The sequence below is a fragment of the Mycobacteroides abscessus ATCC 19977 genome, from assembly GCF_000069185.1.
GTDB classification, from domain to species: Bacteria; Actinomycetota; Actinomycetes; order Mycobacteriales; family Mycobacteriaceae; genus Mycobacterium; species Mycobacterium abscessus.
The window spans coordinates 2486957-2499872 of the sequence record NC_010397.1; the positions used below are offsets into that span (position 1 = coordinate 2486957).

Here is a 12916-nt window from a genome sequence, read left to right on the forward strand (position 1 = left end):
CTCATCGAATAGTGTCTCAACTGCGGTTATGCACCTTGGCTGACACTTTGTCCAACACCCCAACCGTAGTCGGGATTTCCCGGCACGTCGCGTCAGTTAGTTTAGCGAAATATCTCACATGACCTCGGGTTGCCAGCCTGGATCACGTCCGGACATAGCCAGCATGCGATCGAAACGGGGCGCATCCGGGGCCACTGACACGCGCGGGCCGAACAGGCCTGGTATGCCGCCGTCAGATGCCAGGTCGGTGATGAACCCGAAAAGGCCAGGATCTGTCCCCTCGGGCAACTCGAACGGCTGACCGGTCGCGACCGCCAAATCCCAACCGTGCAGGACCAATTCGTCGAGGGCCACCATCGCCACCTGATGGTTGGGCATCACGTTGCCGGCGATCGTCGATGTGCCTTCCCACGACACGGGTCGCTCCCACACTTCGACCAGATCGGCAAGCCGCCGCGGTAGCGATGTGCGCCACTGCGGATCGAGGTCCTCGGTGAACGACGGTCCCGACGACACGAAGCCCGCCGCGGCAGCTTCCGCCGGGGCCGCGGCGTACCGGAACGCCAGTGACAGCCCCATCACATGGTTCACCAGCGCACGAACGGTGAGTTCGGTGCACGGTGTGGGGTTGTCCAAGGCGCTGTCGGAGATGCCGGGCAGCAGGGCTGCGACGGCCGAGGCCGCGGGTCGCAAACTGAACGGTATCTCCACATCACCCATCCTGCCCGAAGGCCGGTGAGGTGCGGGCGATGATGCCGTCAACTAGTTCTTGAACAGCGGGCGAAGAGTGTTACCGATCAGCTCCACCACACCCGGCAGATGCCCGGTGGCGGGCGCGTTCAGGGTGACGGAGTCGATGCCCTGGTCCAGGACCCGGGTCTGCACCTGCTCGGCGATCTCCTCGGGGTTGCCCACCAGGGTGCGCCCGAGCACCTGAGCCCGGGCCTCGTCCGGCAGGGTGTCCAGATCGATGCCGTTCTGGCTCAGCTGCGAGGCAGCCAGTTTCCATGCCGTCGCCGAATCGTCATCGATGAAGACGGAGAAGAAGGCCGACGTTTCCAGCGTCGACGGATCGCGCCCGGCCTCTTCGCAGCGCTGCCGCAGCACCGTCAGCTTGTGTGGAATCTCATCCAGCGAGCTGAGCAGGTTCAGGTGGTCGGCGTACTTGACCGCTAAACCGAAGGTCTTCTTCTCGCCGCTGCCGCCGATCATGATCGGAATGTTCGGCCGGAGCCGCGGCTCGTTAAGCGCCGATTCGGTGCGGTAGTACTTGCCCTCGAAGGTGGGACGCTCCCCGCGGAGCATCGGCGGAATGATCTCCAAGGCCTCGGTCAACCGCTCGAAGCGGTCGGTGAAGGTGCCGAACTCGAATCCGAGCTGCTGATGCTCCAGTTCGAACCATCCGGCACCGATGCCCAGGATCGCGCGCCCGCCGCTGACGACGTCCAGCGTGGTGACCGCCTTGGCGAGCAGGGCCGGGTTGCGGTACGTGTTGCCGGTGACCAGCGTGGAGAGCTGGATGGTGCTGGTGGCACTCGCGAGAGCGCCCAGCGCCGTGTACGCCTCGAGCATGGGCTGGTCTGGGGTGCCGATCATGGGCAGCTGATAGAAGTGATCCATCACGAAGACCGTGTCGAAGCCCGACGCCTCTGCCTCGCGCACCTGTTTGACAACGGTGGGGAAGAGTTCGGCGACACCGGTGCCGTAGGAGAAGTTGGGAATCTGATATCCGAGCCGAATGGTCACTCGGCCAGCCTACGCCCGATCCGCCGGTGTGGCATTACGGTCTTGCCCTGCAAGGCAATTCGGCATATCAAGCTGGAGTGCACTCCAGCTTGAGTCAGCTAACTCCGGCGGGAACCCCGCGGCTGACGTGCAGAGTCTGGCCGGTGATGTGCCGGGCCTGCGGGCTGGCCAGGAACAACGCCAGCCGGGCGATCTCGCCGGCAACGAGTTCGTGTGCGTCCTCGGTGCTGTCGAGGCCGTCGTAGTTGGCCTCCGCCGACTGTCCGGGGGCGATGGTGTTGATAGTGATGCCGCGGGTCCCCATCCGCTCGGCCTGCTCCGCGGTCCACGCGGAAAGTGCGGCCTTGGCGGCGGTGGTCGCACCCGACCGGTCGCGGGTGCCGAGGGTGCACAGATTGATGATGGCCGCGCCCGAACGGAGGTGATCGCCTATGGCCTGCACGGTCAGCACCGCGGTGAGCACGCTCGACTCGTACCGTGACAGCCAGGCTTCGCCGGTGTCGGTGAGGGTGCCCAGGTGCGGGCCGGGCTCGCTCCAGACGGGATTAGGGATGTTGACGATGGCATCGAGGTGCTGAGGGAAGAGCTCGACGTTATCTTCCAAGCTGTCGGGGTCGGCGTTGTCGCACACGATGGCGTCGACCTCAAGCTCCTTGGCGGCGATTTCGAGTTCGTCGGCGTTGGGGCCGGTGATGACGACCCGATGGCCGGCGTTGCGGAACTCTGCCGCCACCGCCCGGCCGACCTCGTTAACCGCTCCGGTTACCAGTACGTCCATGGCGGTACCTTCCTCACCTTCTTGCAAGCCTTACCAATCTGAACCTGAAGCCAGGCCTGATCAGCTTGATCGTGACACAACCCGGACCTCATACCCCGGATTTGGCGGCCGGGTCGCACGGGTTTGACGCCCAATATTACTGGACGGTAGCAATACCCTTGACCACCGCGTATCGCCTCGGCTGCGGCTAGGGTTGTGGCGGTGACCGGCAGCACAAGGAATGTCCTGACCAGTAGAGCGTGGAAAGTTCTCGCCGCAACACTTCTCGCGGGTTCGTTGATCGTGTCGGGCTGCGGCACACGAACCGGATCCGGGGGCGGCTCAGCGAGCCCTTCGACCGGCGCGGGCGACCCCGTCCGGTTACACGTGCTGGCCGCGGCCTCACTGCGCAAGGCGTTCACAGAAATTGGGAGGTCGTTCGAGTCGACGCACGCGGGCACCACCGTCGAGTTCACCTTCGCAGGCTCCTCCGATTTGGTCACCCAGCTGACGCAAGGCGCTCAGGCCGACGTGCTCGCCACCGCGGACTCGGCCAACATGGACAAGGCATGGAAGGCGCACGCCGTCGTCAACCCCGTTGATTTCGCCGCCAACACGCTGACGATCGTGGTGGCGCCGGGCAACCCGAAGGGCATCGGCGCCTTCGGGGATTTGACGCGTCCGGGCCTCGATGTTGTGGTGTGCGCGCCGCAGGTGCCCTGCGGCGCCGCAACGGCCGGTGTGTCCAAAGAGACTGGGGTGCATCTGAATCCGGCCAGTGAGGAATCCTCGGTGACCGATGTGCTGAACAAGGTGATTGCGGGCCAGGCGGACGCCGGTCTGGTGTACGTCACCGATGCGAAGGCGGCGGCCGACAAGGTGGCTACCGTCGAGATCCCCGAGGCACGCTCCATCGTGAACACTTATCCGATTGCGGCAACGGCGAATTCACGTCATCCAGAGCGCGCCGCCCAGTTTATCGAAACCGTGACCGGCGATATCGGTCACAAGGTGTTGGCGGCGGCGGGGTTCTCCGCGCCGTGACCCCGGCCCCCGGTCTGCCGCGCTGGGTCTATGTGCCCGCGGCCATCGGGGCAGCGCTCATCGTGCTGCCGCTGCTGGCGCTGGTGGTGAAGGCCGATTGGGGGCAGTTCCCGGCGCTGGTCACCAGCCCGGCATCGCAGGCGGCGCTGTTGCTCAGCGTCAGGACCTGTCTGGCTAGCACGGCGCTGTGTCTGTTGTTCGGAGTGCCGCTGGCGGTGGTGTTGGCTCGTGGGCCCGGGCGGATGACTCGGCTGCTGCGCCCGATGATCCTGTTGCCACTGGTGTTGCCGCCGGTGGTCGGCGGCATCGCGCTGCTCTATGCCTTCGGAAAGCTGGGGTTGCTGGGCCACTACCTGGACGCCGCGGGGATTCGCATCGCGTACTCCACGTCTGCCGTGGTTCTGGCGCAGACCTTTGTCTCGCTGCCGTTCCTGGTCATCAGTTTGCAGGGTGCGCTGACCACGACCGGACAGCGCTATGACGAGGTGGCCGCGAGTCTGGGTGCCCCACCCACCACCGTGTTGCGCCGCGTCTCGTTGCCCCTGGTGATGCCGGCGCTCGCCTCGGGCACTGTGCTGGCTTTCGCGCGTTCGCTAGGGGAGTTCGGTGCCACATTGACCTTCGCGGGATCGCGGCAGGGTGTGACGCGCACCCTGCCCCTGGAGATCTATCTGCAACGGGAATCCGATCCGCAGGCCGCGGTGGCGCTGTCGCTGCTATTGGTGGCGGTGGCGGCGGTTGTCCTTGCCGTTGTCGGTGCACGGACCCGACGCCCGGCGGGTGGCGGTTATGAGTGAGCTGCGATTCGACGCGGGTCACCTCGCCCGTGGGGTACGGGCGAGGTTCACCGTCGCCGCGGGTGAGACATTGGCGATCGTCGGCGCCAATGGGGCGGGCAAGTCCACCGTGCTGGCGCTCGTTGGCGGGCTGTTGCGACCGGACACCGGGGAGATTCGTCTCGGCGATCATCTGCTGACGAACTGCGCCACCGGCGTATTCGTGCCCACCCACCGGCGGCGCACGGCGCTACTGCTCCAGCAGGCATCGCTGTTTCCCCATCTGACGGTGGCGCGCAATGTCGAGTTCGGTATCCGTGGAGGCGACGTCGCCGGGGTACGGGACCGATGGCTGGAGGCGGTCGGTGCCCGCGATCTCGCCGAGCGCCGCCCGGGTGAGCTGTCCGGGGGACAGGCGCAGCGGGTGGCCATCGCACGTGCCCTGGCGACCGAACCCGATCTGGTGCTGCTCGACGAGCCATTGGCTGGGCTGGATGCCGAGAGCGCGCCCGCCATCCGGGCGCTGTTGAGCCAGGTGCTGGGGCGAGATGGACAAAGCGCCCTGATCGTGACGCACGACGTCATGGATGCGGTGGCCGTCGCCGATCGTGTGCTGGTGCTGGACTCGGGCCGGGTGGCCGAACTCGGGGATACGGCCACGGTGTTGGCGCGCCCCACCAGCGAGTTCGGTGCGCGTTTCGCGGGAGTGAATCTGGTCGACGGCATCGCCGGTGCCGACGGGGCACTGCACAGCGGTGATCTCGCCATCCATGGTGTGTGGGCCGGGCCCGGAGAACGGGTACCGCGGGGGCAGCACGCCGTCGCGGTGTTCACCCCGCGCGATGTCGCGGTGTATCTGTCCCCACCGGGAGGCAGTCCACGCAACGTTATCGCCGTATCGATCACCACTCTGACCGCACATGGCGGCAGCGTGGTTGTAACGGCAAGTAGGGGGGCCACGATATTCACGGCGCATATCACCGCAGCCGCCGCGGCGGAACTCAGGCTCGCGCCCGATACGCCGGCGTACTTTGCCGTGAAGGCACACGAGGTCGTCATTCAGGCGGCGCAATAGCTGGGGACGGGGACTTTGAGAGGAAACCTATGTTTGCTTCTGGTCAGCCAAACCCCTCCTCACCGCGCCGAATAATCGCGCATGGGCGCAAACCGTGGCTTTCGGCGAATCGGGCGCGCCGATTGCCGGATACGCTTGCACGCGCACGACAAACCGGTACGTTCATTGGCATGCAGCAACCACGGGCAACATCGGCGGCGAAGCGGACGCACCGGGCGCGGGTGATAGCGGCGACCATCGCGGTCACCTCGCTGTCCGGGGCGGGGGCGTACACCCTCGCTGCCACGCCGGTCGACCAGGCGCCGGCCACGGTGCGCACGGCGAATATCCATCTGGTGACCACCGATGCGCCTCCGCCGCCCGCGCCGCCGGCAACGCCCGCTCCGGGGCAGCCGGCGCCGAACCCGGAGACCCCCACCACGGTGACGACGCCTCCGCCCGCACCGGCACCTGGCCAACCGGCGCCGCCCACCCCACCGCCTGCCCCGGGCGCCCCGGCAGATGGCGGACGGGTCAACAATGACCAAGGCGGATTCAGTTTCGTTGTGCCCCAAGGTTGGGTGCAGTCGGACGCCCGCAGGTTGACGTACGGGTCGGCACTGCTGACCAATCCCGCCGCACCCAACGGCAGCATCCTGCTGGGACGGTTGGACCTCAAGCTATTCGCCGGCGCCGAGCCCGACAACCAGAAGGCTGCGCGCAGGCTTGCCTCGGACATGGGCGAGTTCTTCATGCCCTATCCGGGCAACCGCGTGAACCAGGAAGACCAGAGCTTTGACGTCGCCGGTATGTCCGCGGCTTCGTCGTATTACGAGGTCAAATTCGATGACGCCGCCAAGGAGCCCGGCCAAATCTGGGCTGCCGCGGTGGGTAAGGGCAAGGACCGCTGGTTCATCGTCTGGCTCGGCACCGCGGCGTCGCCCGTCGACAAGGGCGTGGCGAAGGCGTTGACCGAGTCGATCCGTCCGTGGACCCCGCCCACTCCGCCGACACCCTCGGCCGCCCCGCCGGCCGACCCCAATCAGCCCGCCCCGCCGCCCGCGGACCCGAATCAGCCGCCACCGCCGCCGGCTGATCCGAACCAGCCGCCGGCTCCTCCGGCGCCCACGGCACCGGCGGCTCCCGCAGCCGAGCCCGCAGCGCCAGGACAGCCCGCACCGCCGACGCCACCCGCGGCACCGCCCGCACCCGGCGTGCCGGTCTAGCGCGTACGCACTTCACCGTCGGTTAGCTGTGAAACCGACGGTGAAGTGCGCAATGGCGCGGGTGGTCGACGGGTCAAGCCAGCGAACTGGCGGTAATTCAGGCCCCGCTGTGTCGCCGAAACTAGCTTTTGGTCTTGCCCGCGATGAACTTGTAGGCGACCAGCAGAATCACCGCGCCCACCAGCGCGCCGAGGAAGGCGTGATTGATCGGCGGGGTGACGGTGAATTTGTGCGGGGCGAACACCAGACTGCCCAGGGTCCCGCCGACGTAACCGCCGATGATGCCGAGCAATGCGGTGGCGATCCAGCCGAAGTTTTCTTTGCCGGGCACGATCAGCCGGGCGATCCAGCCGACGATCAAGCCGAGAATGATCATCCAGATGATGTTCAACACCATGTCTAGCTCCTTCGAGTATGTGTACTTCAGGAAACGAGCGTCGACCCGTTGCTGATGCTAGTGGAATACCGGTGCCGGGGCGCCATTACGACGCGCAGTCGGCCATTGCCATCTCACACCGCTGCGTGGGGTGCGGTGAGGACGCCGTGACAGTCGGATAACGCTGACGGAAGAATTCGGGAATCTACTTCGCGCACCATGGCGGTGTGACTGAAGTTGTCGCGCCGCCAGGCACGCAGCGCGCCGCATGTTCGTACTGTGGCGTCGGCTGCGGTGTCGTCGTGCGCACCGACGCGCATGCGGCGGGCCCGGTCACTGTCGCCACCGTTGAGGGCGACGTGCTGCATCCCAGCAACCAGGGGCGCTTGTGCACCAAGGGCGCCACGCACGCGCAACTGATGGCGGCCGACGGGCGGATGACGACGGCGCACCTTCGTTCGATTCGCGGGCAGCAGCCGATTCCGGCGCCGTTGGCGGCAGCTACCGCGGAAGCGGGCCGGCGACTACGCGAGATCCTTGACAATCATGGCCCCGATGCGATCGCGCTGTATGTGTCCGGTCAAATGACCCTGGAGGCACAGTATCTCGCCAACAAGCTCGCGAAGGGCTACATCCGCACGACCCATATCGAGTCGAACTCGCGGCTGTGCATGGCCAGTGCGGGCACCGGATACGCGCAGTCGCTCGGTGCCGACGGTCCGCCGGGGTCGTACTCGGACATCGAGCACAGCGACCTGTTCTTCGTCATCGGTGCGAACATGGCCGACTGCCACCCGATTCTTTTCCTGCGCATGGCGGACCGGCTCAGCAGCGGCGCACGATTGATCGTGGTGGATCCGCGGCGCACGGCCACCGCCGACCGTGCCGATCTGTTTTTGCAGATCACTCCGGGTACCGATCTAGCCCTGCTCAACGGGCTTTTGCATCTGTTGGTTGAGAACGGCGCTGTCGACGCCGAATTCATCGCCCAGCACACCGAGGGCTGGGACGGTATGCCCGAGTTCCTCGCCGGCTATGCGCCCGCCGTCGTCGCGGCGATCACCGGGCTGGCCGAGGAGGACATCCGCACCGCAGCCCGGTGGATCGGGGAAGCCCGCGAATGGATGACGCTGTGGACGATGGGTCTGAACCAGAGCACCCACGGCACCTGGAACACCAATGCGATTTGCAACCTACATCTGGCGACCGGCGCTATCTGTCGCCCCGGCAGTGGGCCGTTCTCGTTGACCGGACAGCCAAATGCGATGGGCGGCAGGGAAATGGGGTACATGGGTCCGGGTCTTCCTGGCCAGCGGTCCGTTAAATCGCCGGCAGACCGCGACTTTGTCGAGAAACGATGGCAACTGCCCCCCGGCTCCATCCGTGCGGAGTTTGGTACCGGCACTGTCGACATGTTTGCCCAGATGGCCGCCGGGAACATCAAAGCGTGCTGGATTATCTGTACGAATCCTGTTGCCTCGGTGGCGAATAGGAAGAATGTGGTCGACGGGCTGCGGCGGGCGGAACTGGTGATCGCACAGGACGCGTTCCTGGCTACGGCCACCAACGAGTACGCCGACATACTTTTGCCTGCCGCGCTGTGGGCCGAATCCGACGGCGTATCCATCAACTCAGAGCGCACCGCCACCCTGACCAACAGGGCCGTAGAGGCCCCGGGAGATGCCCGGCCCGATTGGCAGCTGATCTGCGACATCGCCACCGCGATGGGCTTCGGCGACGCGTTCGGCTATTCATCGAGCGAAGAGATCTTCGAGGAGATTCGCGCGTTCTGGAATCCGCGTACCGGCTACGACATGCGCGGCATGAGCTACGCGAGGCTGCGGCAGGGGCCGGTGCAGTGGCCCTGCCCGCCCGAGAGCGAGGTGGACCGTAACCCCATCCGCTACCTGAACGACGGCATCAGTCAGCACCCGCATGTCGATGAGAACGGGGTCGTACCACGGCTGGCCTTCCCGACCCCGTCGCGCCGTGCGGTATTCCACGCCCGCGCACATCGCGACCCCGCGGAACTGCCCGGCGAAGGCTATCCCGTGGTTCTCAACACCGGACGCCTGCAACACCATTGGCATACGTTGACCAAGACCGGCCGCATCAAGACCCTCGATCGACTGCACCCGTCGCCCTTTGTGGAGATCCACCCACACGACGCCACGACGTTGGGAATCTCCGATGGCGACATAGTCGAGATAGCGTCACGCCGCGGCACCGCTGAGTTGCCCGCGCTCGTCAGTGACAGGGTCAAACGTGGCAGCTGTTTTGCGCCCTTCCATTGGAATGACGCGCACGGTCCGGGCCTGACGATCAACGCCGTGACCAACGACGCCGTCGATCCGGATTCACTGCAACCCGAGTTCAAGGTGAGCGCCGTCGCCTTGCGGCCCACCGGGCGGACCAAGGCCGATTCGATGCCCGAGAAGCAGAAAGAAGCGTTGGGGGACGTCGCGATCCTGTGGACGTCGCAGACCGGAAACGCCGAGACCGCGGCCGTGTCGGTGCACCGGCTCCTGCACACGGCGGGAATCTCGGCCACCATCACCGCGATGGACGAGTGCGATCCGGCCGACCTGGTTGGTGTCAACACCGCGGTGGTGATCGCCAGCAGTTTCGGCGAGGGCGGGCCACCCGACAACGGCGCACGCTTCTGGGCTGCCTTGTCGGGCGACACAAAACCCTTGAACCACATGCGTTATGCCGTCTTGGGATTCGGCGACCGCGCATACGCCGACTTCTGCGGGCACGCCAAGGCGCTCGACGCCAGGCTGCACGAGCTGGGTGCCAGTCCACTGCTGGGCCGAGTGGACGGCGAGGCCACCGATCGCACGCTCGTCGCATCGTGGACCGCGGACCTGCTGGACGCGATAGGCGATGGTGCAACCGCGATCGTCGAGACCGTTCGAAAATTGCGTAGTGAGGGTCTGCGGGTGGCCGCGCCGGAACGCTTCACGCGCGACGCGCCCATCTTGGCGGCGTTGTCGCACAACGAGCTTCTGTCCGCGCCGAACTCCGGCAAGGAAGTGCGGCGCATAGAATTCGATCTGACCGGTCACGATGTCTCATATTCGGCGGGCGATGCGCTCGGAATCTATCCGACCAACCGCGAGGAAGACGTCCAACGCTGGCTCACCACAACCGGATTCGATGCTCAGCTGCCCGTGACGATCGATGGGGGAGAGCTTCCGTTGGCCACTGCCCTGGCCAATCACTATGACATCTGCCGGGTCACCGAGGATCTGCTGCGTTTCATCGCCGAGCGACGCCGCGACAAGCACTCCGCCAAGTTGCTACAGGGGCGCGATACCCAAGCGCGCGAGGTCTGGCTGCGCGGGCGTAACGCGCTGGATGTGATCCGTGAATTCCCGATCCGCGCTGCTATTGAGGAGTGGCAGCAGGTACTGATCAGACTCACCCCGCGCCAGTACTCGATATCGTCGAGCCCGCTGGTCAGTCCGCAGGCCATCTCGCTGACGGTGTCCATAGTCCGATATCAGGGGCCGGACGGCTCGCCGCGCGGTGGTGTGGGATCGACCTTCCTGGCCGATCGTGCCCAGCACCTGCCTGTCCCGATCTTTCTGCAGCGCTCGCCGCATTTCCGGCCGCCCAGGACGTCCGACACGCCGATGATCATGATCGGCCCGGGAACTGGTATTGCCCCGTTCCGCGGGTTCCTGCAGGAACGCCGGGCACTCGGCCACACGGGCGCCAATTGGCTGTTCTTCGGCGATCAGCACCGCACCGAGCATTTCTACTACCGCGACGAACTCGACGGCTTTCTGCGCGACGGCTCACTGCGCCGACTCGACCTCGCATTCTCGCGCGACCAGGCCAAACGCATCTACGTCCAGCACCGCATGATGGAACAGGGCGCACAGCTGTGGCGGTGGCTCAATGAGGGCGCACATCTTTACGTGTGTGGTGACGCCAGTCGTATGGCCAAAGACGTCGACGGCGCGCTGCTCACGATCGCACAGAAGCACGGAAAGCTTTCGGGGGAGCAAGCTCTCGAGTTCCGTAAGGAACTTGTGGCCGAAAAACGGTACGTCCGCGACGTGTACTGACGCACCTCGGCTATATTCGTCAGGCGCGATGGATCTCGCCAGGGCTTGTCCCGAACCGCCACTGACGGCTGATAGTTCCTGTGTTGATGTGTCGTGACACGATGGGACCGAATGTGACAGCTGGATACCGCCAAGAACCTCCGCGCCCTCGGCCATATTTACGTCCTTCCGCACTGTTGTGGGTGTTCCTCGGCGGTGCGTGTGGGACGGCGCTGCGCTACGGGTTCGAGCAGACGTGGCCGGCCTCTGGTACGTCATGGCCGTGGGGGACCTTCGCGGCCAATGTGTCGGGGGCGTTCGTTCTCGGCGCCACCCTGGAGACTCTGACGCTGCTGGGGCCGGACGGCGGCTGGCGCTGGCACGCGCGGTTGTTTCTGGGAACGGGTTTCTGCGGTGCCTTCACCACCTACAGCGCCCTCGCGCTGGAGATCGACACCCTCACCCGCAACGGGTTCGTGGCCATCGGTGTGCTCTACGCGTTGGTGAGCGTGGCCGCCGGGCTGGTGGCCGCGCTGGGCGGCATTGCCGCCGCAGCCAGGGCTTTGGCGCGTTACGCCGGGGGTTCTGGGTGACGATCATGATCGTGATCCTGGCCGGTGCGCTGGGCGCGGTATTGCGGTTTGTGGTGGACTCGGCCATCAAATATCGGCGGACCCATCGCTTCCCATGGACAACGCTACTCATCAATCTCACCGGATCGGCGCTCATCGGTCTGTTGGCCGGTCTGGTGATCTTCCACCATGCGGCGCCCGATCTGCTGACCGTGCTGGGCACCGGATTTTGTGGTGGCTACACCACATTCAGCACCGCCAGCGTCGAAACGGTACGACTCATCGAACGACGGCGATGGACGCCCGCCTTCTACAACACGTTCGGCACGCTGCTGGGCACGGTCGGGGCGTGCGCGGCGGGTCTGGCGCTCGGGTGGGTGCTGGCATGAGGATGGCACCATGAGTGATTCGCCCACTGTGCATTTGGTGGTCGGATGGGACCACTACTCGCCAAGTACTGCCGCGTTGCATTTCGCAATAGATATGGCCCGCCGGCTGAATGCGCACGTACACGTTGTGCACATTCAGGATATGGACGATGAACCGTTGGACCCCGACTGTGATAGCTGGGAATCTCAGTCACGCACAGCCATTGCCGCCGCCGAAACCTCGGCGCGTGATGAGTTCTCCACCGGAGATGTCTCGTGGGAGTACCACCGCGCGCACGGGCCCGCTGCCGTTCAGCTGCTCGGGGTGGCGCAACAGTGCGATGCGTTGATGATCGTCCTGGGGAGCCCTCGGGGTGGTCCTGCGTCAGCACTCGACACGCTTCTCGGGCAATCGGTGTCCCATCGCCTCATCGGCGCCCGACGAGTGCCGCTGGTGCTGGTGCCGGCGCTCTGACCACGCGCCCGGACCTGCTCTGGGCGTACCCTCACGTGGTCAGCGGCGGTTCGCCGCGGGAATGGGCCTCTGCGAGCAGCGGTCGCACCACCTCGGCGAAAGTGTCCTCGCTCGGGTTGACCACGCACACCCATTTGGCGCCGCCGTATTCGGGATGCGGCAAGATCCGGTCGGACTCGGTGTAGTCGACGGCGCTCGTACGGGCGTTGCCGGGTACCAGCCGATCGAAAGTGTCACTGCTGACGCCGATATTGAGGCGGTATACCGACGGACGTCCCAAATCAGAGTAGGTATCGAAGACATCGTTGGACATCAGCGTGATCGCCGGTATCTTACGGTCGGCGCCCCGGAAGAAGAACCAATTGCCCTGCACCACCTCGTACTGAAGGTCGGGGAAGGTGGTGACGATGTATTCGATGACAGCGCCCTCGTCGATGCCCACGATCATGACACCGAACCTACCGGCC

14 protein-coding genes and 1 riboswitch are annotated in these 12916 nt (G+C 65.6%); of the genes, 8 read left to right on the forward strand and 6 right to left on the reverse strand.

Features of this window, described 5'->3' with window-relative positions; translation table 11 throughout:
- Positions 1 to 114: 114 nt before the first annotated feature.
- The 3 genes from MAB_RS12390 to MAB_RS12400 form a co-directional block, all read right to left on the reverse strand.
- Positions 115 to 720 carry a TIGR03086 family metal-binding protein gene (locus MAB_RS12390; RefSeq protein ID WP_005114352.1) on the reverse strand — a complete coding sequence of 202 codons (606 nt, stop codon included), beginning with the start codon at positions 718 to 720 and terminating at the stop codon, positions 115 to 117.
- 42 nt (positions 721 to 762) lie between these two features.
- Positions 763 to 1746 (reverse strand): LLM class F420-dependent oxidoreductase, encoded by a 984-nt coding sequence (locus MAB_RS12395; RefSeq protein WP_005110924.1) that lies wholly within the window; start codon positions 1744 to 1746, stop codon positions 763 to 765.
- Between the two features lie 94 nt (positions 1747 to 1840).
- Positions 1841 to 2524: an SDR family oxidoreductase gene (locus tag MAB_RS12400; RefSeq protein WP_005110926.1), complete on the reverse strand. Its 684-nt coding sequence runs from the start codon at positions 2522 to 2524 to the stop codon at positions 1841 to 1843.
- Positions 2525 to 2719: 195 nt separating this feature from the next.
- On the opposite strand from MAB_RS12400, the gene modA reads away from it, so the two are divergent.
- The 4 genes from modA to MAB_RS12420 all read left to right on the forward strand — a co-directional run bounded on the left by modA (position 2720) and on the right by MAB_RS12420 (position 6603).
- Complete coding sequence (gene modA / locus MAB_RS12405) at positions 2720 to 3547, forward strand: molybdate ABC transporter substrate-binding protein (RefSeq protein ID WP_005110929.1); 828 nt, start codon at positions 2720 to 2722, stop codon at positions 3545 to 3547.
- Positions 3544 to 4344, forward strand: coding sequence for an ABC transporter permease (locus tag MAB_RS12410; RefSeq protein WP_005091761.1), 801 nt, complete (start codon positions 3544 to 3546; stop codon positions 4342 to 4344). The genes modA and MAB_RS12410 overlap by 4 nt, the downstream gene beginning before the upstream one ends.
- Positions 4337 to 5398: a sulfate/molybdate ABC transporter ATP-binding protein gene (locus tag MAB_RS12415; RefSeq protein WP_005110932.1), complete on the forward strand. Its 1062-nt coding sequence runs from the start codon at positions 4337 to 4339 to the stop codon at positions 5396 to 5398. Before MAB_RS12410 ends, MAB_RS12415 begins: the two co-directional genes overlap by 8 nt.
- A gap of 170 nt (positions 5399 to 5568) precedes the next feature.
- Positions 5569 to 6603, forward strand: a complete 1035-nt coding sequence (locus MAB_RS12420) for an APA family fibronectin-binding glycoprotein (RefSeq protein WP_005122600.1) — start codon at positions 5569 to 5571, stop codon at positions 6601 to 6603.
- A gap of 121 nt (positions 6604 to 6724) precedes the next feature.
- On the opposite strand, the gene MAB_RS12425 is transcribed toward MAB_RS12420, so the two are convergent.
- Positions 6725 to 7000: a GlsB/YeaQ/YmgE family stress response membrane protein gene (locus MAB_RS12425; RefSeq protein ID WP_005058449.1), complete on the reverse strand. Its 276-nt coding sequence runs from the start codon at positions 6998 to 7000 to the stop codon at positions 6725 to 6727.
- 113 nt (positions 7001 to 7113) lie between these two features.
- Entirely contained in the window at positions 7114 to 7299 is a 186-nt protein-coding gene (locus MAB_RS25195; RefSeq protein WP_005125912.1) for a hypothetical protein, read from the reverse strand.
- Between MAB_RS25195 and MAB_RS12430 the strand changes: the two genes are divergently transcribed.
- The 4 genes from MAB_RS12430 to MAB_RS12445 all read left to right on the forward strand — a co-directional run bounded on the left by MAB_RS12430 (position 7282) and on the right by MAB_RS12445 (position 12449).
- Positions 7282 to 11055 (forward strand): bifunctional nitrate reductase/sulfite reductase flavoprotein subunit alpha, encoded by a 3774-nt coding sequence (locus tag MAB_RS12430; protein WP_005079415.1) that lies wholly within the window; start codon positions 7282 to 7284, stop codon positions 11053 to 11055. The two genes, MAB_RS25195 and MAB_RS12430, sit on opposite strands and share 18 nt — an antisense overlap.
- 15 nt (positions 11056 to 11070) lie before the next feature.
- Positions 11071 to 11143: riboswitch (Fluoride riboswitch) on the forward strand.
- A 94-nt stretch (positions 11144 to 11237) separates the two neighbouring features.
- A complete protein-coding gene (locus MAB_RS12435) occupies positions 11238 to 11627 on the forward strand; it encodes a FluC/FEX family fluoride channel (protein ID WP_005110990.1) in 390 nt (129 codons plus the stop codon).
- Positions 11624 to 11995, forward strand: coding sequence for a fluoride efflux transporter CrcB (gene crcB / locus MAB_RS12440; RefSeq protein ID WP_005079419.1), 372 nt, complete (start codon positions 11624 to 11626; stop codon positions 11993 to 11995). The genes MAB_RS12435 and crcB overlap by 4 nt, the downstream gene beginning before the upstream one ends.
- 10 nt (positions 11996 to 12005) lie before the next feature.
- The gene (locus tag MAB_RS12445) at positions 12006 to 12449 is read left to right on the forward strand and encodes a universal stress protein (protein ID WP_005079420.1); all 444 of its coding nucleotides are present in this window, start codon (positions 12006 to 12008) and stop codon (positions 12447 to 12449) included.
- A gap of 31 nt (positions 12450 to 12480) precedes the next feature.
- On the opposite strand, the gene MAB_RS12450 is transcribed toward MAB_RS12445, so the two are convergent.
- Positions 12481 to 12897, reverse strand: coding sequence for a DUF6194 family protein (locus MAB_RS12450; RefSeq protein ID WP_005079423.1), 417 nt, complete (start codon positions 12895 to 12897; stop codon positions 12481 to 12483).
- Positions 12898 to 12916 lie beyond the last annotated feature (19 nt).